Below are 19,033 nucleotides of genomic sequence, written 5' to 3'. Positions count from 1 at the left end.
TTTCCCTGCTTTCTGTGCATATTTTGGGTGCGATTCTTTGCGTATCATTCACGTTAAAGAGCAAATAAAAAAGAGTCCTCCTTGTAGAAGAGGACTCTTGTGCAAAGCAAATGCAGTAAGTCTTCTCATCTTCAAGGCTAAATTATGCCATTTGGAATTAGCACCATACCTATAGGCTGGTTGCTGAGACTTCATAGGGCCAATCCCTCCGTCTCTCTTGATAAGAAAATACGATATAAAAATTTTCAGAAATAAAGTTTACAAATAATTTAGCATATTTATTTATAGGTTACAAGTTCAATAGGGATACGAGGTTAAAAAATTTCAACACTTCAAAACCTCCAAAAGCATGCGAAAAGCAAAAAGAGGCCCTCTTCAAAGGGCCAACTCTTCACCAACTCAAAGCTAATGTAAGCTTACAACAGCCGCTATCAGTAAATATTATACGAATGCCATCTGGCGTATAGGTAGTTTCGAATTTTATCGTAACGCCCGTTGACGTAATTAATTTTTCAACTTCTGTTTTATTTGATAGTTGCGCTGCGTTCATAAGATCATGTGCAAATTGCTCTGATTCATCAATTTTATCCGTAAGTAATTGTGCTTGCTGCATAATAATCTTGACTCGTTTCGCGGAAGTCTTTAATTTCACTGTATTGATGGATGGAAATGGACTTCTATTCGTTGGGTCAGGCATTGCTAGATGTCTAGAAGGTTGTTGAGTAGTTGGTTGATTTGCCATTACCCATGCCGGATAATAATTAGGATAGACAAAATACGGATAAGGATTGTAATACAACTAAATTTCCTCCTATCCTATAGTTGATACATTATCTTATGTACAACAAAGACTTTAGGTGTTAATGGCAAATGCTTTGAAAAGCCTGAGCGAAAAGGTACTCAAGTCTATGCAAAAGGAGGGATTGATTTCCGTCATCGCTGATCCCCGAGGAGTCGCCCAGCCTCCACTCCAATCAACATGTATCTTCTGGCATGGCACTTTAATTTATAGTGATAAAACAAAACATTAGCCACAGATTTTTTGAGCGAAAGCGAAGTAGCTTAGAACGGAAATTATCCTCATTTAAAGTGCTATAACATTGACAAATATGTCCTTTTCATTGTTTTTTGATCCTATAAGCAAGGGGACTATTGTTTGTTTCTATCAAAGATTAACCATAGGAATGTAGTAGCTGCTGCAAGCATCACTAAGCCGAATCCGTATATAGGTGTATGTGCTAATGATTGGTGGCGAATGATGAATCCTCCAATGTATGACCCTATAAAAATGCCAATGTTAAAGGCCGAAATGTTTAATGCGGAAGCCATTGAAATAGCTGATGGTATATATTTTTCTGAAAGCTGAACGGCATAAAGCTGTAATCCCGGTACATTCATAAACATAAATAGACCCATCATAAGGACCATTAATAATCCCATGATTGATGACTCCAAAAAGAAGCCAATGCCGAGTACAGCCAGTGCTAAGCCGATAAAGATAATAAAGATAGAACGTAAAGGGTTATTATTCGCAAAATGACCACCTAATGTATTACCGATTGCAACACAAATACCGTATCCGATTAAGATCACGACAAGTGCTTTTGGTGAGTAGCCCATATACTTCTCTAAAATAGGGGAAATATACGTATATACTACGAATGCGCCACCATATCCAATTGAGGTAATAAAGAGAATTAGTAGCATTCTTATATTCCCTAAGACTTTCCCGATATCTCGAATAGATATTGGATTTCCTTTAGATAATTGACTAGGTACAAGCAGGGCATTACTAATTAATCCGATAATACCAATAACAACAATGAAAAAGAACGACATTCGCCAGTCAGTTACTTGTCCAATAAAAGTTCCTAGCGGGACGCCTGTGACAGTTGCTAATGTTAACCCTGTGAACATAAAAGCTATTGCACTTGCTCGTTTATTAGGTTCCACAACATCTGCAGCGATAACAGAGGCAATAGACATAAACACGCCATGTGCTAATGCTGAAATAACACGGCCGATTATTAGTAATGAGAATAAGGGTGCTAGAGCTGTGAGTAAATTACCAATAATAAAAAGTACCATGACGAGCAGTAACACATTTTTCCGACTAAAGCTTGATGTACATGCTGTCAAAAGCGGTGCACCAATAGTTACACCTAGTGCATATATGGATACGGTTAAACCCGCAGTACTTAACGTTATGCCAAAATCTTCTGTTATTAATGGGAGGAGTCCGACGCTGATAAATTCTGTTGAGCCAATGCCAAATGCACTGATTGCAAGTGCGAGTAATGTTAGTTTAGCATTCGGAACTTTTGTTTCTTTCATTCTATTACTATCTCCTTTGATTTTTTGTATAGTGTATTGTAATATTCATACATGCCTAAAAGTTGTGTAGAGTACTTTTAGTTACTTTTGAATATTTTAGGAGGTTTACAATGAAAAAAGTTTATAATATTGGTGTTGAAGCCACTCTTGAAGTCATTGGGGGCAAATGGAAACCTATTATTCTTTGTCATCTTAACCACCATGGTAAGATTCGTACGAATGAATTCCGCCGATTGATTCCAGGCATCTCGCAAAAAATGCTAACGAGCCAATTGCGTGAATTAGAGCAGTCTGGTTTAATTAATCGCAAGGTTTTCAATCAAGTACCGCCAAAAGTTGAATATTCGCTAACACCTTATGGTCAAGAGATGGACCCTGTGTTGAACGTCCTTTGCACTTGGGGTGAAAAACATATCGAAAAGCTACAAGATAAAGGTGAAGATGTACTGTTAATGCAACGTGATGAGGATATCGCGATGATGCATACATCTTAAATAGATTGGAAAGAGACTGTCTGAGAAGAAAATTAGACAGTCTCTTTTTTCCGTTTATAGAGCAAAGTCAAAGTCATCTGGATTTGGGCCAACACGTTGTTCCAGATTCATAGCGTTAATGATCGCCATCTCTTCTTCAGTTAGGGTGAAATCAAAAATATCAGCGTTTTGAATCATACGTTCTTTACGCACAGACTTTGGAATTGTGATGATACCGTTTTGAATATTCCAGCGTAAAATAACTTGAGCATTTGATTTCCCGTATTTTTCAGCTATTGTTGAAATAGTTTCGTGATCAAGAAGCCCACCTTGCATTAACGGTGCCCAAGCTTCCATTTGTATATTGTGCGCTTCGCAAAATGAACGTAGCTCAGCTTGTTGTAAACGTGGATGGAATTCCACTTGGTTAATAACAGGTGTGATACGTGCTATTTTAAGAAGATCCTGTAAATGTGACTTATGGAAATTACATACGCCAATGGCTTTAATTTTCCCTTGCTCGTATAAATCTTCGAGTGCCTTCCAAGCTTCTTGATATTTATTTTTACCTGGCCAATGAATAAGGTAGAGGTCTAAATAATCTAGCCCTAATTTTTCTAAGCTTTCCTCGTATGCTGCAATTGTCGCTTCATAGCTCAAGTCATCGTTCCATACTTTGGATGTAATAAATAAATCCTCACGCTGTAAATCAGTAGTTGTTAGTGCCTGCCTAATACCTTCACCAACCCCTGCTTCATTGCCATAAATAGCGGCAGTATCGATGCTACGGTAACCGACCTCAATCGCATTTTTCACTATTTCTGCTGTAGCATCATTCTCTACTTTGAATACGCCTAACCCCATTCCTGGCATTTGTAAGCCATTATTTAATGTGATTGTATCTTGTAAATGATTGATCATTTTTCTGTCCTCCAATTTTCGTTGTTGCTTTGTGCTTTTTTATTATGCTTTCGTTCCATTGCGAAAAAAAGTACGCACTTTTTAGTTTCATAGAAACGTGGAGGTTACTTTTGTGAAATATCAATGATTCACAGGAAGAAATTTTTATAGTTTACGTAGTTCGGTCACCTGGGTGGATTACAATTAGTGGTAGAAAAGTAAAAATTATAGGGTGGTGAATAAGGGGTGGTAATAACGAAAAACTTGGCAGATCACTTTGAAATGACGGAAATCAAGATGTTTGAGTCGAGGCTGAATGCAATAAAGGAAATTCAGAACAATGCTATGGGAGTAGAGGTTGGTCAATTTGATGGTGCCTATGCTTTTTTCATTAAAAATATCCCCGGTCCCTCATACAATGTGGTAAAGGGTGATAGCTTTAGTTCAGAGGATACGATAGATAAAATACTTAGCTTTTATAAAGCAAGGGAAATCCCAGCCCGTTTTGATTTAGCCCCTCCATATGTAAACACTACTTCGCTAAAAAACTTACATAATGCTGGTTTTTTTCAGAGTGATTTTCATGCAACATTATATTGTGAGCTAAATGAAGAGATGGTAGGGAAAACAAAGAATTCGTGCATTAAAATAAGGCAAATCGATGAAGACGGATTTGATCGTTACGGAAATATCTATGTTGAAGGTTTTGGTATGCCAGCATTTTTAGCAGAAAGTGTTGCGACAAATAATCAGGTGTTGCATGACAAGCCTGGCTGGTCGTTTTATATTGCTTCTCTTCAGGGTGAGGACGTTGGTGTTGGTTCTTTATATGTATATAATGGGACGGCCGTTTTAGCTGCCTTTGCCGTGAAACAAATTGCCCGTAATCAAGGAATTCACCAAGCGTTAATACAGTTTCGTATCAACGAATCCCTCAAACAAAATTGTAGTGTAATGATAGGGCACGCCAAATTTGCATCTATTAGTCAAAACAATATGGAGCGTTGTGGATTGAAAATGGCTTATACAAAGAGTACATGGACAGAAGCAACATGAGGATTGCAAGAAGCTAGAAGGGGATTCAATGCTTAAGATAGAATAAGTAATTGAATCTTTTATAAAGGAGAGAGTAGGATGAATCGTTTAAATTTAATTACATTGGGTGTAAAGGATATGATCGAGTCTCTTAGGTTTTATAGAGAGGGTCTGGGATTTGAAGTGGTTGTGTATGGCAAGGAAACAAACCCAGATGTTATTTTCTTTAATAATGGAGGGACAAAAATCTCACTGTTTCCGATTGAGCGTTTAGTAAAAGATATAAACGAGGTAAATCCACCAACTATTGGTAATGGCTTTAATGGGATTACGCTTGCTTATAATGGAAAATCGAAAGAAGAAGTTGATCAAGTGTTTGAATTAGCTAAAAATGCCGGAGCGGAAATCGTCAAGGAGCCAGAAACTGTATTTTGGGGTGGTTATAGTGGCTATTTCCAAGATCCGAACGGCTACTATTGGGAAGTTGCTTACGGGGACATGTGGCAGTTTGATGATCATGATATGTTGATTATTACAAATAACTGAAAAGATTGACGTATTTGGGGAATCCAAATACGTTTTTTTGATGGTTAGCTTGTTTTATCGAGAAATAATTTGGTTTTATCGACGTAATTTTTAATTTATCACCCAATTATTTAGTTTTATCACCCAAATTTTTAATTTTATCGACATATCCCTAGCCTTAGATGTGATTTATGCAATGACTCTCTCACTTTACAGACAATGATTGAGTACAAATCTATGAAATCGTATAATACAGAATAACATTTATTTCTAAAATCTAGATTAGATTGGGAGGATTACCATTGTATCGGATATTGTACATAGAAGACGAAAAAGAGATCGGCCAATGGGTGACAAAGGATTTAACGGAAAGAGGCTATGAGGTTACATGGCTTGAATCTGGGGAAGAGGTCGATCAGCACATAGCTTTTAAAGATATCGCTATATTGGATGTGATGCTGCCAGGCTTAGATGGCTTTTCAATTGGCAAAAGAATTAAGCGAGAAAATAAAGAGATCCCAATTTTAATGCTGTCAGCACGAACTGCCGTTGAGGATAAAATAGAAGGCCTTAACTTCGCGGACGATTATTTAACGAAGCCATTCCACCCAGATGAACTTATAGCCCGTATAGAGGTTTTACTAAGAAGATATCAAAAAAATGATGATGTATTAGATCTTCAGCATTTAAAAATTTATACGAAAGATATGCGGATTATCAACAAGGAAACTGATGAAGAAATTCAATTAACGGGTAAGCAATTCTATTTATTACAGTATTTTATTCGCCATTTAAATCAAATTTTAACGAAGGAACAGCTCTATGAAGGTGTCTGGGGAGAAAGCTACATAGAAGGCGATAAAACATTAATGGTACATATTCGATACTTAAGAGAAAAAATAGAAATAAATCCTGCTAAGCCGACAATTATTGAAACCATTCGTGGTATTGGATACAGGGTGAAACAATGAAATTTTTTCGTTCATTACTAGCTAAGTATATGTTTATCATTCTGCTCGCTATTTCTATTGTTCAAATAGCCTATCTCGTCATTCCTCTTTTTGTTTTAGGGATTGCCCAAAATGGAGAAGATGATCTTTCAAAGGGAGCTGAGATTGAGAGTAAAGTAGAGGGAAAATGGCATGCAGAAGCTAAAAGTTTAAAAAACATGACAGAGGAAGCAATTGTTCAACATTTTGAAAGTTGGAAAAAACAATACCCTAAAGCATCTATGTTTTGGGTAGGTGAGGATGGTACATTGCTTACAACATTGAATGTGACTGAGCAACTTCCATCAAAATGGACACCAGCATTTACAACAAAGTTTATAAAAGAACGCTATGGTGGAGATCCATTTACTGTCATTGCTTTTTTAGGTGAGGATGAATCGAATGGATTTATCGTTTTTGAAATTCCTAAAGAAGTGTTTACACCACCAATTAGGAGTGTTTATGAAAAATATGGTGCCTTTGTATTTTTTGGTGTTATTGCGATTATTTTATTTTTCATTATCATCTCCTTTTTATTTTTCAAAGGGATTCGGAAACGACTGTTGCACCTTCAAGAAGCAATGGAACTTCGTGATGTAGATGGCCTACCTATTGAAACAAAGGTCAAGAAGAAGGATGAAATCGGTCAGCTTGAACATAGCTTTAATCGCATGGTGTGCGAGCTTAGGGAAAGTAAGAATCGCGAGCAAAAGGAAGAACAGTTAAGACGTGAATTGATTGCTAATTTATCACATGATTTACGAACACCATTAACGAAAATACGGGCGCAATCCTATTCAATAAGTAAAGAAGCATTATCAAAGGATGGAAAACAAGCGATTAAGGCAATGGAAGCATCGATTGTTAGTGTTGACGCTTTAATAGAAAATTTAATGTCCTATACACTGTTGATGGCTAGTAAATATAAATTTGAGGCGAAAGAAATCAACGTTATTCGTTTTGTACGTGAGCAAATGACTACATGGTATTCAGTATTTGAAAAGGAAGGCTTTGAAATCGATATTGAACTACATTCATTTGAGAAAAATGAATGGCAAGTGGATCCGATTTGGCTTGGACGTATATTTGATAATTTATTTCAAAATATATTACGCCATGCAAGTAGCGGGAAATATATTGGCGTTGAAACCGAATCGACGGAGCATTATGATGCATTTATCATAAAAGATCACGGGAACGGAATGAAAAATGAATCCGATGCTAAAGGCGCTGGTATTGGCTTATCTATAGTCGATATTATGGTGAAGGGCATGAATTTAGATTGGGATATTGAGTCAAGTGAATCCGGCACCAAAATTAAAATTAAACACTACAAATAGAATAATTCGTGAAGCATGTTAAGGCATGCTTCATTTTCATACTTAGATTGATTGTCCAAATAGTATGTCTGCAAAGTTCTTTTTAAAGCTCATCACAAAAATAGGGATTCCAATTGATAAAACGTACGCCATGTAAATAAGTTGATCTTCGTTACGGCTGGGCGATTCCTTGGAGATCAGCAATCGAGGAACGAAGGCTAAAACCATCACATCCTGTGATAACGCCTTCGTGACCAACATCGTGTTGGCCTGAGGCAGCGGGTGTTTTCTGTGCGAAAGCGTAGCGGCAGCTACAAAGCGCCCAGCCGGAACGGAAATCAACCCATGTTTTGATAAATTGTCTTTTTTAAACAAAATTTAACCTTGAACCTTACCTGTTTTTAACCTTCATTTCTTATGATAATTACAGAGGTGAGGACAATGGAATATATCGTACAAACAGAAAATTTATCAAAGAGCTTTGGTAAAGAGCAAGCTGTATCAAATATAAATTTAAAAATACGCAAAGGTGAAATATACGGATTTTTAGGACCGAATGGAGCGGGGAAAACGACGACGATTCGTATGCTTCTTGGTCTAATGAAGCCATCTTCCGGAACTGTTAAAATGTTCCAAAAAGATCTAACGAAGGAACGAATTAATATTTTATCAAAGGTTGGTTCATTAGTAGAGAACCCTTCTTATTATCCACATTTAACGGCCTATGAAAATTTAGAAGCGTTAAGAAAAATTTTAGGTGTACCGAAGTCACGGATCGATGAAGTGTTAGAAATTGTTCGTTTGAAGGATGCCGCAGATAAAAAAGTAAAGGGCTTTTCTCTTGGGATGAAACAGCGTTTAGGTATAGCTGCATCGTTGTTACATAATCCTGAATTACTTATTTTAGATGAACCAACGAATGGTCTTGATCCATCTGGTATTATCGAAATTCGTAATTTGATTAAACGACTACCTTCAGAATATGGAATGACGATTATTATTTCAAGCCATCTATTATCTGAAATTGATCAAATGGCTACGCAAGTAGGTATTGTGACAAAGGGGAAAATGATTTTCCAAGATTCAATTGAAGCAATGCGTAGATTTGCCCAGCCAAAGGTAGTCATTAAAGTGAGTGATAGTGAAAAGGGCTGGCGTTCATTAGTAGCAAATGGTATTAAGGCAGAACATAAGGATGACCTCATCTTATTTGATGAATGCTCAGATGAAAAGGTAGCACATATTGTACAAATCCTTGTACAAGAAGGCATTTCGGTTTACCGAGTGGAAGAAGAGAAACGATCTTTAGAGGATATTTTCCTTCAAATGACAACAGGAGAGCAAGCGCTATGATAGGAAAACTATTAACTTCTGACTTTTTGAAAATTAAACGCAAAGGATTATGGTTTCTAACAGCTTTAGGACCAATCGGTGTTGTTGCGATGCAAATGGTAAATTACGGCGTAAGGAAGGACTATTTGTTAGAGCAAAGCGAGGACGATTGGGGCTACTATTTATTAAATGTTCATTCATTTACACCACTTGCTATCGTTTTAGGGATTGCTATTTTAACTTCATTTATAGCGAGTATTGAAAATGAAACGAACGCGTGGAAGCAATTAATTGCACTACCGGTGTCTAAATTGACAGTGTATTTATCAAAATTCTCGGTCTTGGCAATTTTACTGTTCTTGTCTTCCACGATTTTAATGCTAGTGACACTGGCTTACGGAGTCTTTTTAGACTTAGGCGATAGCACACCATATATGGAAATTGCTAAATTTGCTTACTATCCATATTTTGCGTCATTGCCAATATTGGCACTTCAACTTTGGATTGCAAGTGTTTGTCATAATCAGGGGATCCCAATTACAGTAGGCATTTTCGGCGTGATTTTTGCCTATTCCTCCTTTGTATTGCCTGATTGGATGATTTGGAAATGGCCATCTTTAATGAATCAATGGGATGAACCCGTTATAAATGTCGTGCTTGGAATCAGCATCGGTATTTTGCTGTATATTATCGGAATGATAGATTTCGCTAGAAGGGATGTAAAGTAATGGGATCTATATTGAGCGCTGAATGGTTTAAATTACGTAAATCAAAAATGGTGCCATTAATTTTGGCAGGACCTATAATCGGACTTTTTATAGGATTAACATCGAATTTTAGTGATATGGCGGATTCTGGAGTTAATGAATGGTATAGCTCGTTAATTTCTATGAATTTATTGTATGCATTATTATTTCTACCTTTAATTTCAGGAGTATTTGCGAGTCTAATTTGTAGATATGAACATCAATCTGGTGGCTGGAAACAACTTTTAGCACTACCTGTGACAAGAGGGAAAGTGTTTGCCGCAAAGTATGTATTAATTATGCTTCTTGTGATGGCGATGCAGATATTATATTTATGTTCTATATATGCAGTAGGTCTTATGAAAGGCTACTCAGATCCCTTCCCAATGGAAATTGTGTGGAAAAGTATTTTTGGCGGATGGCTAGCGACAATGCCATTAGTCGCGTTGCAGCTTTGGACGTCCATTATGTTTAAAAGTTTTGCTGCTCCATTTGCAGTAAACGTTGTATTTACTTTACCGTCTATATTAGCGGTCAATTCCGCACGTTTTGGACCTTACTATCCATGGGGGCAGCCCTTCTTGATGATGAATGTAGGTGGTAATACAGGTGATGTATTCTTCGTGCCTTGGGATCAATTATTAACAGTTGTAGGAGGAGGATTCTTACTGTTTTTCCTTGGAGGATATTTATATTTCCAACGAAAAGCTATATAAAGTGTGGGACTATTTCATTCTGCTAATGTGGAGTAACTTTTTTATAAATAAAGGGAGGCTTTTTTAAATGGCACTTGTTAAAAGGAGTTTTTTGTTAATTTCAACAATATTTCTTGTGTTTGTTTTAGCGGGGTGGGGAAAGGTAGAGGCTGTTAAGGATGCTTCAAAATATACATCCGCGGTTGAAAATATCGATATTCCAAATGACGTGAAAGTAATTGGTTTTGGAGAAGCAACACATGGTAACGTTGAATTCCAAACTTTAAAGAAAGATGTATTTCAAGCTTTAATAAAAAATGAAAATGTTCGTGTGTTTGTGTTAGAAGGTGATTTTGGTGGCGCTCAGCAAATTAATCAGTTTATTTTAAATGGTACTGGCACAGCTGAGGAAGCGGTAAAAGCTTTGGATTATGGTATTTATAAAACAGAGCAAATGATTGAGTTTGTTCAGTGGATGCATGATTACAATATGACTGCCAATGAGAAAGATAAAATTTATTTTTATGGTAACGATATGCAACGCTATGATTATAGTAAAAAAGGATTACTAGACTATTACGAAGTGGTCAATAGTGAAGGTGCTAAGAAATATAAGGAACAGCTAAAAGATGCGACGAATAAAACAATGAGAGATTTATCTAGTAGTCAGCTAGAGAAACTTGACAAAAGTATGGATGCAATCATAAAGGATTTGCAAACAAATAAAGATTCTTATGAAAAGAAATCGTCGAAAGAAGCTTATTTACTTGCTGCTCAATATGCGCAAATTATGAAGCAGCGAACGCAATTATTTTTAAGTGATAATAATTATGCAAATCTTCGTGATGAATATTTAGCGAACAACTTACAATGGATCGTTGATTTTGAAGCGGGTCGAGGTCATGATAAAGTACTGATGTCTGCTCATAATGGACATATAGAAAAAACTTCGGCGAATCTGGCAGGGTACAAATCTATGGGCCAATACTTAGACGAAGTGTATAAAGATGCGTACTTTGCTATTGGGACTGACTTTGTTAAAAATACGTTTCAAGCACAAAATGAGTCTGGCGTAAGAAAAGAGTATACAATTAAGCACCGTAATGCATTAATAGATGCTTTCAGCGAAGTGAAGGAAAATATATTCTATGTAGACTTTAAAAAGGCTAATGAATCTCAGGATTTAGCTGACATCTTAGCACAAAAACAAAGAATGGGTAATATCGGAGATGACTTTAGTGTTTGGTATAAGTTTATGAAGATGCTTTATACAATTAATATGACACCTGCTGAGGCATATGATGGCATTATAATTGTGCAAAAGGCAACACCAACAAAGGTTATTGATTAACGTGGAGAAAAGCTATTGAGACAATGAAATTAAAGTATGACTCTTATGGCAAAATGAGGGGTTGATTTCCGTTCCGACTGGGCGAGTAGCCTGGAACGGAAATCACTCTCACTTAAAGAGCCGCAACATTCACAAAGATTTCTTTGACCATTTTGTTTTTCAACACTATGAAATCGAAGTTTAAATGATGTATATTTCCGTTTCATTACACCTTCTAAGACTAAGTATTGAATACCTCAATTTTGTTAATGATAAAAAAGAGGAGGTGTGGAAACGATGGCACAAGAAATTCTTTGTGAAGTCAATAACTGTACATTTTGGAACTCTGGAAACAGATGTGGTGCAGAAAAAATTTATGTTGTAAGTCAAAAGGGACAACATGCATCTAATAGTGAAGAAACAGATTGTAAAACATTTAATCCTGAAACACATTAAATGTTTAAAGGGTAACCATATAAATGGTTACCCTTTTCCTATATCTTTATAAATAGACATCCACTTTTTCTTTGTTAAACAAAAGCGTATGAGCATTTTCCACTTTTTCCTCTACATAATCTAATGAATACTTTCCATAGGAATCTGTTAAATCACCAATCGCACGAGATAAATTATCAATAACAGGAATCAACGTTTCTAAGTGAGTAAGTACTCCGCCTTTATTCATTTCATCAGTAATTTCATGAGCAAGATGTTGAATCTTTCTTAATCGCAATTTTTCAGATTGCATGAAACCCTCCTTGTTGAACCAATTTATGATGCTTAAATATATGTCAAACCATATAATTTCATGAATGATTCCGATGGGCCTTCATCTTGCTCGATTTTACCGAAAGACTACTCAGATCCAACAGCCGACAGCTCAGGTGAAATCCGAAATATTCAATCTCCATATTATTTTTTAGCGATATAAGCGTTAATTTAGAAGGTTATCAGAAAGAAGAACATACGGATCAATTAAAGAAAGGTAAAATTGGCGATGCGTTAAATGAATTGGAACTAATTAGCAAATAAGGTATAATAACTGTGAAATAAAAACTAATAATAGAAGTAGCGGGGGAAGAAAGATGGATAGGTTATTGCAAAATATTGTTACTTGGGCCAGCAAGAAAGAAACGCCAATTGTTATTGGTATTTCTGGTCATGGAGCAGCAGGAAAAACAACGTTCGCCAATAATCTTATTAACTGCTTTAACGGAGATGAAGTGAATTATATCAATACAGACCCGTACATTGTTAGTTCGGATATACGAAAGCATACAATTATCAATTATACTTATCGAAACGAGCAGCATCATTTTAAAATGACAGCTTGCCATCCAGCGGCGCATCATTTGCCTTCTTTGGAAAGAGATATTCAAATGGTTAGAAAGGGTCTGGATTTATTGACAATAGATACGCACTATATGAAATGTGCGTTTATTTCTTCAAAAAATAAAGTAACAATTGTAGAGGGGATGTGTGTAGCATTTATTGATCCCCAACTATTTGATTTGAAAATTTATTTTTATACAGATGGTGAGACGGAATTAAAGAGAAGGTCCGGTCGTGATGTAATTGAAAGGGGAACCGATATCAATTATTTAAAGCAATCCCATGAAGAACGTCGGATACAATATGAATTGTTTATGCATTCGTATAGTGAGCATTTTGATATTATTTTTAAAACTTCCGATGAAGTAGTATGTCTAGAAAAAAATACGTTTGAATTTAACGACAGATTATCTCTACAAGCTTAAATAACTATAAGAGCCTACATCCTATTTAAATAGGGTGTAGGCTCTTATACAATTAATATTGAAATTTCACTCGAACATTCGCTTTAATGGCTATTTGACCTTGTTCAATAGGTGTCGATATTTTGGAATCAGCCATCGCCATTGATCTATACAGGACAGGTGTATCTTCATGTCCCTCAACGATTTCGATTGGTTGTGGTTGTAAAGGCAGATGCATCGTTTCTGCAATCGTTTTAGCTTTCATTTGGGCATTATGAAGGGCCAAACTAAGAGCTTGTTTATAATAGGCATCTACATTGTCAATGTTGAATTGGATAGATGAAATCCGATTTGCACCATTTTCTACTGCTGTATCAATAATTTCACCAATCTGGCTCGTATCCGTTACTTTAACGGTAATACCATTTGTTACTTCATAGCCTTTAAAAATCTGTTGGCCGTCCTTATAATCATAAAGTGGGGAAATAGTATAAACCGTTGTTTGAATATTTTCTCTCGGGATATGGAGAGCTAAAAGAGATTGGATGACACGATTCATAATTATCGCATTTTCCTGCTGTGCATCTTGTACATTTTTTCCTCTTGTTTGGACTTCTAACTGAATTTGAACATAGCTTGGAGTAGCTAATACTTTTCCATTTCCAGTGACAGCAATTACGCGAGATACATGGGGTGATTGTTGACTAACACTTGCATAGTACATAGAGTACCACCTTTCGAATGGTTCATATTAGTTATGCTATGCTTGCTACAGAAGAAAATTGTTTTACTTTGTCTGCTTTCTCAACAATTTATCATGGAGTTTTGTAAATAGCAGTAAAGCTAAAATTGTCCCAAGGAAGGCCGAAAGCATGTCCCATTGTGCATCCCATTGATCTCCTTGCATACCTACAAAATCTTTCGCTGCTCCACTACCCTTTGAAATTTTTGTACTGAGCCATTCAATGATTTCATAGAGAGCGGCAATAGCGAGCATAATGCTTATTGTTATGCCTGTTAACCAGGCGCCTTTTACTAGTGGTGTTTTTCGTATTAATATTTCTCTTATGACGATGGCCATCAAACCTTTTAGGAAATGCCCAAATCGATCGTAGTCATTTCGTTTTAAGTGAAACTCCTCTTTAATCCAGTTAAAAAGTGGAACCTCCGAATAAGTATAGTGTCCACCAATAAATGTTAGAATAGATAAAAGGGCAATGATAAAATAAGAAAGTGTTGTAAGGCGAAACTTGTTATAAATAGCGACTACAATAATAATTGCAACGACAGCGGGACTAACTTCTGCGAGCCAGTCTAAATAGGATACTGGTTTTATGACAGACCACACGAAAATAATTAGTACTATTAACAACAAAATTACATGTATTTTCCGATGATTATCTTTAGACAAAACAAACACTCCTTTTGTCTAAAGTATAGGAATAGAGTAAATAGCTTATACACTTTATAAGACTGAAGAAAAAAGCGCCTAGTCGTATTGCACTGACGCTTTGTAATAATTTTGTTATACCATTCTTAATAATGCCTCTACACCAGACATTCCTTCAGAAATACCAAGTTGATGCGCTTCATATGTCACAGATTCTAATGGAGCTGTCAATAATTCATCAATTGTTTTCACGCCAACTGCTCGACCGGCAATAATTTTCCGATCTGCTAAGCGGTCATTTAATAGACCAACATCTAAAGCCCCACACATAATGTACCCCGTGTCGTTAGAAATTGTTAGCAGTGTTGTTTTTGGTAATTGAACAACTATTGCAGTGAAAAAATGGCCTTTAATCATAATAGGCTCAATTGTTACCATCCGAAATCACTCCTTTTCTCTCTATATACATATGGCGATAGTTAAAAAGGTGTTCGGCATTTTTATTAAAAAATTATTAGTTACCAAAAATGATCGGTGTTTTAAGAGGAGAAAACAGCCAAACCTTCATAAGTATAATTCATTGTAATTCGTAAATAGTAAGTTGACGGAGTTATGTGAATTTGAACTTGGGAGGTGATGCTTATGACACGTAAATATGTATTGGTTCTATCCTTGTTTTTTTTAATCATATCGGTAATTTCTTCAGTGACAACCTATGCGGATAAAGGACGACCTTATTATGAGGAGACAGGGGAAGTTGTATGGGACATTAACACAAAAGACAAAATAATTGCTCTGACTTTCGACGATGGCCCTCATCCCCAGTATACGGCAGCTATTTTAGATTTATTGGCTAAGTATGATGCAAAGGCGACGTTTTTTATTATTGGAAAAAATGCAGAAAAATATCCAGACCTTGTTTTACGATCTTTTTCAGAAGGACATGAGCTTGCCAATCATACGTATTCACATCCGTTTAAAGCTTCCGTAGCTGAATTACAGTCACAACTACGTAAGACAAAGGAAATAATTTATAGTATTACTGGATTTTCACCGATATTGTTCCGTCCTGTAGGTGGTTACTATAATGATCAAATGATTAATGCCGCTGTAAAGGATGGATACAAAGTAGTGATGTGGTCTTGGCATCAGGATACTCAAGATTGGAAACAGCCAGGGGTCAATAAAATTGTACAAAAAGTGATGAAGGGAACGGAGCCAGGTGATGTTATTTTGTTCCACGATGGAGGCGGCAATCGTACGCAGACCATCAAAGCATTGGAAAAAATATTACCAGAACTGAAGAAACAAGGCTATACATTTGTCACAATATCCGAGTTGATTAAAATCAAACAGCAACAAGAGCAAGTGCAATGAGGATAATAAGCCATCTCAGTAGATTGAAATGGCTTATTTTTTCTCCATGTCTTCGCGCAGCGGATAGTAAAATTAGTCATTTCAATATTACCAAAATAGTAGTGGTGCTAGGGCAATTCCGGCAACTACCCCAAATGCGATTCCAATTCCAAAAGCTGCTCCGGCTCTTCCAAAACCCCAACCCCATCCTAAACCATAACCGCCAAATCGTCTATCAGGTAGAATCCACACCTGTCTTCTATCCACCCTAGTTATTTCTCCATAATGTACTCTGCCACCAGTTTCTACAATTCTTACACGTTTACCATGATATTTACAGCAAAGATTATAAGTATCAGCTGGATTCACAAACTATCCCTCCTTTCGCTTCCTTACAAGCTAATATATGCGGTTGCAAACATTATCACTAGCCGATTGTCTACGTCAGACATAAGCTATAGTAAGGGGGGAATGTATGTCAGTAATACCTACAGATGAGTGGCTCAATGAATTAATAGCTAGTCAAAAGCGTAATCACAAAAATCTTGAGGACTTACAACGCTCTATACTTTGCAGTCGTTTAGTAGAGATTTTTATTGGAGGATCTCTAGATGAAATACAATTTGAACTACTGCAACAGGGACTTTTTCAGTCACATGAAAAAATAGATATTAACATGTTAAAAAGACAAAACGTTTGGGAAGTAGTACAGAAGGAATTTAACTATTTAAAGGAGAAATGGAGCGGTCCAAATATACCAATCTATATCTTCCCAATCACGCAGGAGCAAACGATTACTAAGAAAAACGGTGTTGCCTATCCAAATGCTATGTTTTTATATATAGGAGAGCTTGAAAAGCAGGAGCTTAAAGCGCTATTTGCACATGAGTATAATCATGTTTGTCGTCTACAATATGTAAATAAATTGCTAGACGATGTGACTTTATTAGATTCTTTAATTTTAGAAGGATTAGCAGAATGTGCAGTGGAGGAAATTTACGGGGATAAATGGTTAGCACCATGGTTGAAGTACTACTCATTGGATAAGATGCTAGAAATTTGGAGGGGGCATATTTTGCCTCAAATCAATATTCAAGGATTAAACAATCATGTTGAGTTCTTATATGGTGGAAAGCTTCCTCAGTGGATAGGATATTGCATTGGTTACGAAATAGTAAGGACCTATATAAAAAATCATTCATCCAATAACCTGCATGTAAAAAGCTCGGAGGAAATACTTGCTGGCTCTGATTTTTCTTTATAATTAATTTCTATGTAAAGTTCAACCACTGAAAAATGTGGATGACACTTTGTTGAAACATATGTAAAGAGGATAAGTTGATTGGAGTGGAGACTGGGCGACTCCTCGGGGATCAGCGATAGAGGAATGAAGGTTAAAACCATCACTTCCTGTGATAACGCCTTCGTGACCAACAACAAAGCGCCCAGTCGGAACGGAAATCAACCCCACGTTACGATGATAAAATAACCAGTTGCCGAACAATTTACGACAACTGGTACACTAATAAGTTAGATAGCAATAATTCCTAATGCTACAGCAGTGAATAGTAAAGTAATGCTTAGTCCCCACATCCAGAAGAAAGAGTACTTTAAGTGTTTCCCCATTTCTAAGCCTGATAAGCCTAAAGCCAGCCAAACTGCAGGAGCAAGTGGCGATACAAATGTACCTACGATATTACCGATAATCATGGCATAGGCAGTTGAAAGTGAGTCGATATCGAAAGATAAGCCAATTTGTTCAACTACAGGGAATAAAGCAAAGTAATATGCATCCGTACTTAGTAATAAATCAAATGGTACCCCCAATACCCCGATAATGATATGTAAATAAGATGATAGGGCTGATGGTAGAATGTTGACAGCATTGTTGGCAATCGCAGTTAACATCCCGGTACCATTAAGTATGCCTAAGAATAGTCCAGCCGCGATTATGATAGATGCCATCGTTAAGGCATTTGGAGCATGTGCTCGTACACGTTCCATTTGTTCTTTAGGAGAACGATAGTTGATTGGCAGGGCGATGGCCACTCCAATTAAAAAAGCTAATCCTGCTGGTAAAATACCTGCAACTAAAATTCCGATAACAAGAACAGTAACTATTGCATTAAGCCACAATAGTCTTGGTCGTTGTAAGCTCGTGTCTACTTCTGATGAAACAACACCTTGTGTAATAGTATGATCATCATTTGTGAAGTCCAGGGTACCGTATTGTTTCAGAATACGCTTCTTTTCTCTAAAACCAAGGAACACTGCTAAAGCTAACATTAAAACGACACCAATGATTTGAATAGTGATTAAAGGATACCAAAGTTCAGTTACATCTGTCTCTAAAACGGAAGCAACACGACCTAATGGACCACCCCAAGGAATCATATTAATAACGGCTGCTGCTCCTCCGACTAATAACAGTAAAAGATATGGATTCATCCGTAAACGTAAATATAAAGGCAATAATGCTGGGATTGTAATTAAAAATGTTGAAGCTCCAGAACCGTCTAGTTGAGCTACTACAGCAATTATCACTGTTATCACTGCAACGACAACAATGTTTCCTTTTGAAAGCGCAATCATTTTATTGATCAATGGCTCGAATAAACCTACATCTTGCATAATACCAAAGAAAATAATAGCGAAGATAAACATAACAGCTACGTTCATCACAGAGTTTAATCCAGAACTAAAGAATTCTCCCAATTCATCGAAGTTAAAGCCAGCTATAAATGCAGCTATGATAGGTGGTATAACCATTGCCACAAGTGGTGATACACGACCACTAATTAGTAGAGCAACAATAATAATAATTGTTAAAAATCCGATTATACTTAGACTCAAAAATATTTCCTCCCTTTGTG

General features: G+C 36.5%; 23 protein-coding genes and 1 riboswitch. Of the genes, 13 read left to right on the top strand and 10 right to left on the bottom strand.

Going from position 1 to position 19,033, the window contains the following annotated elements:
• Positions 1–122: 122 nt before the first annotated feature.
• Positions 123–227, bottom strand: a riboswitch (SAM riboswitch).
• 164 nt (positions 228–391) lie between these two features.
• Together AC3WSK_RS16660 and AC3WSK_RS16655 are read right to left on the bottom strand one after the other, a co-directional pair.
• On the bottom strand, positions 392–799 hold the full coding sequence (locus AC3WSK_RS16660; protein ID WP_079562153.1) for a YuzC family spore coat inner layer protein: 408 nt from the start codon (positions 797–799) through the stop codon (positions 392–394).
• A 350-nt stretch (positions 800–1,149) separates the two neighbouring features.
• Positions 1,150–2,334 carry an MFS transporter gene (locus AC3WSK_RS16655; protein ID WP_492414259.1) on the bottom strand — a complete coding sequence of 395 codons (1,185 nt, stop codon included), beginning with the start codon at positions 2,332–2,334 and terminating at the stop codon, positions 1,150–1,152.
• A gap of 110 nt (positions 2,335–2,444) precedes the next feature.
• On the opposite strand from AC3WSK_RS16655, the gene AC3WSK_RS16650 reads away from it, so the two are divergent.
• On the top strand, positions 2,445–2,828 hold the full coding sequence (locus AC3WSK_RS16650) for a winged helix-turn-helix transcriptional regulator (RefSeq protein WP_079562156.1): 384 nt from the start codon (positions 2,445–2,447) through the stop codon (positions 2,826–2,828).
• 54 nt (positions 2,829–2,882) lie between these two features.
• Here the strand turns inward: AC3WSK_RS16650 and AC3WSK_RS16645 are convergent, their stop codons facing one another.
• Complete coding sequence (locus tag AC3WSK_RS16645) at positions 2,883–3,728, bottom strand: aldo/keto reductase (protein ID WP_492414258.1); 846 nt, start codon at positions 3,726–3,728, stop codon at positions 2,883–2,885.
• Between the two features lie 225 nt (positions 3,729–3,953).
• Here AC3WSK_RS16645 and AC3WSK_RS16640 point away from each other — a divergent pair, with 225 nt between their 5' ends.
• The 4 genes from AC3WSK_RS16640 to AC3WSK_RS16625 all read left to right on the top strand — a co-directional run bounded on the left by AC3WSK_RS16640 (position 3,954) and on the right by AC3WSK_RS16625 (position 7,596).
• On the top strand, positions 3,954–4,763 hold the full coding sequence (locus AC3WSK_RS16640; RefSeq protein WP_492414257.1) for a GNAT family N-acetyltransferase: 810 nt from the start codon (positions 3,954–3,956) through the stop codon (positions 4,761–4,763).
• A gap of 78 nt (positions 4,764–4,841) precedes the next feature.
• The gene (locus AC3WSK_RS16635; RefSeq protein WP_492414256.1) at positions 4,842–5,288 is read left to right on the top strand and encodes a VOC family protein; all 447 of its coding nucleotides are present in this window, start codon (positions 4,842–4,844) and stop codon (positions 5,286–5,288) included.
• A gap of 281 nt (positions 5,289–5,569) precedes the next feature.
• Entirely contained in the window at positions 5,570–6,238 is a 669-nt protein-coding gene (locus tag AC3WSK_RS16630) for a response regulator transcription factor (RefSeq protein ID WP_079562160.1), read from the top strand.
• The gene (locus AC3WSK_RS16625; protein WP_079562161.1) at positions 6,235–7,596 is read left to right on the top strand and encodes a HAMP domain-containing sensor histidine kinase; all 1,362 of its coding nucleotides are present in this window, start codon (positions 6,235–6,237) and stop codon (positions 7,594–7,596) included. Before AC3WSK_RS16630 ends, AC3WSK_RS16625 begins: the two co-directional genes overlap by 4 nt.
• 42 nt (positions 7,597–7,638) lie before the next feature.
• Here AC3WSK_RS16625 and AC3WSK_RS16620 read toward each other — a convergent pair whose 3' ends face one another.
• Entirely contained in the window at positions 7,639–7,950 is a 312-nt protein-coding gene (locus AC3WSK_RS16620) for a hypothetical protein (protein WP_492414255.1), read from the bottom strand.
• 66 nt (positions 7,951–8,016) lie between these two features.
• On the opposite strand from AC3WSK_RS16620, the gene AC3WSK_RS16615 reads away from it, so the two are divergent.
• From AC3WSK_RS16615 to AC3WSK_RS16595, 5 genes are all read left to right on the top strand, one after another.
• Positions 8,017–8,928, top strand: a complete 912-nt coding sequence (locus AC3WSK_RS16615) for an ABC transporter ATP-binding protein (RefSeq protein ID WP_427483339.1) — start codon at positions 8,017–8,019, stop codon at positions 8,926–8,928.
• Positions 8,925–9,635 (top strand): ABC transporter permease, encoded by a 711-nt coding sequence (locus tag AC3WSK_RS16610; RefSeq protein ID WP_079562164.1) that lies wholly within the window; start codon positions 8,925–8,927, stop codon positions 9,633–9,635. The genes AC3WSK_RS16615 and AC3WSK_RS16610 overlap by 4 nt, the downstream gene beginning before the upstream one ends.
• Positions 9,635–10,369 carry an ABC transporter permease gene (locus AC3WSK_RS16605; RefSeq protein ID WP_079562165.1) on the top strand — a complete coding sequence of 245 codons (735 nt, stop codon included), beginning with the start codon at positions 9,635–9,637 and terminating at the stop codon, positions 10,367–10,369. Before AC3WSK_RS16610 ends, AC3WSK_RS16605 begins: the two co-directional genes overlap by 1 nt.
• Before the next feature lie 67 nt (positions 10,370–10,436).
• A complete protein-coding gene (locus tag AC3WSK_RS16600; protein WP_079562166.1) occupies positions 10,437–11,699 on the top strand; it encodes an erythromycin esterase family protein in 1,263 nt (420 codons plus the stop codon).
• 276 nt (positions 11,700–11,975) lie between these two features.
• Positions 11,976–12,134, top strand: a complete 159-nt coding sequence (locus tag AC3WSK_RS16595) for a DUF1540 domain-containing protein (protein ID WP_079562167.1) — start codon at positions 11,976–11,978, stop codon at positions 12,132–12,134.
• 46 nt (positions 12,135–12,180) lie between these two features.
• On the opposite strand, the gene AC3WSK_RS16590 is transcribed toward AC3WSK_RS16595, so the two are convergent.
• Positions 12,181–12,426: a group-specific protein gene (locus AC3WSK_RS16590; RefSeq protein WP_079562168.1), complete on the bottom strand. Its 246-nt coding sequence runs from the start codon at positions 12,424–12,426 to the stop codon at positions 12,181–12,183.
• 337 nt (positions 12,427–12,763) lie between these two features.
• On the opposite strand from AC3WSK_RS16590, the gene AC3WSK_RS16585 reads away from it, so the two are divergent.
• The gene (locus AC3WSK_RS16585) at positions 12,764–13,435 is read left to right on the top strand and encodes a uridine kinase family protein (RefSeq protein ID WP_079562169.1); all 672 of its coding nucleotides are present in this window, start codon (positions 12,764–12,766) and stop codon (positions 13,433–13,435) included.
• Between the two features lie 52 nt (positions 13,436–13,487).
• On the opposite strand, the gene AC3WSK_RS16580 is transcribed toward AC3WSK_RS16585, so the two are convergent.
• From AC3WSK_RS16580 to AC3WSK_RS16570, 3 genes are all read right to left on the bottom strand, one after another.
• Complete coding sequence (locus AC3WSK_RS16580) at positions 13,488–14,138, bottom strand: SIMPL domain-containing protein (RefSeq protein WP_492414254.1); 651 nt, start codon at positions 14,136–14,138, stop codon at positions 13,488–13,490.
• A 63-nt stretch (positions 14,139–14,201) separates the two neighbouring features.
• Positions 14,202–14,825, bottom strand: coding sequence for a DUF2238 domain-containing protein (locus AC3WSK_RS16575; protein ID WP_079562171.1), 624 nt, complete (start codon positions 14,823–14,825; stop codon positions 14,202–14,204).
• Positions 14,826–14,939: 114 nt separating this feature from the next.
• Positions 14,940–15,242 carry a YunC family protein gene (locus AC3WSK_RS16570; RefSeq protein ID WP_079562172.1) on the bottom strand — a complete coding sequence of 101 codons (303 nt, stop codon included), beginning with the start codon at positions 15,240–15,242 and terminating at the stop codon, positions 14,940–14,942.
• Between the two features lie 204 nt (positions 15,243–15,446).
• Between AC3WSK_RS16570 and AC3WSK_RS16565 the strand changes: the two genes are divergently transcribed.
• Complete coding sequence (locus tag AC3WSK_RS16565; protein WP_427483349.1) at positions 15,447–16,181, top strand: polysaccharide deacetylase family protein; 735 nt, start codon at positions 15,447–15,449, stop codon at positions 16,179–16,181.
• Positions 16,182–16,268: 87 nt separating this feature from the next.
• On the opposite strand, the gene AC3WSK_RS16560 is transcribed toward AC3WSK_RS16565, so the two are convergent.
• Positions 16,269–16,529 carry a hypothetical protein gene (locus tag AC3WSK_RS16560; protein ID WP_079562174.1) on the bottom strand — a complete coding sequence of 87 codons (261 nt, stop codon included), beginning with the start codon at positions 16,527–16,529 and terminating at the stop codon, positions 16,269–16,271.
• Between the two features lie 106 nt (positions 16,530–16,635).
• Here AC3WSK_RS16560 and AC3WSK_RS16555 point away from each other — a divergent pair, with 106 nt between their 5' ends.
• Positions 16,636–17,424: a DUF2268 domain-containing putative Zn-dependent protease gene (locus AC3WSK_RS16555; protein WP_427483351.1), complete on the top strand. Its 789-nt coding sequence runs from the start codon at positions 16,636–16,638 to the stop codon at positions 17,422–17,424.
• Positions 17,425–17,690: 266 nt separating this feature from the next.
• Here AC3WSK_RS16555 and AC3WSK_RS16550 read toward each other — a convergent pair whose 3' ends face one another.
• Positions 17,691–19,013 (bottom strand): CitMHS family transporter, encoded by a 1,323-nt coding sequence (locus AC3WSK_RS16550; protein ID WP_492414253.1) that lies wholly within the window; start codon positions 19,011–19,013, stop codon positions 17,691–17,693.
• Positions 19,014–19,033: the final 20 nt, after the last annotated feature.

The organism is Lysinibacillus sp. EB271-A1-10B (assembly GCF_058791335.1).
The sequence above is the reverse complement of the archived record's forward strand: the minus strand, read 5'-3'. Positions and strand labels throughout refer to the sequence as shown.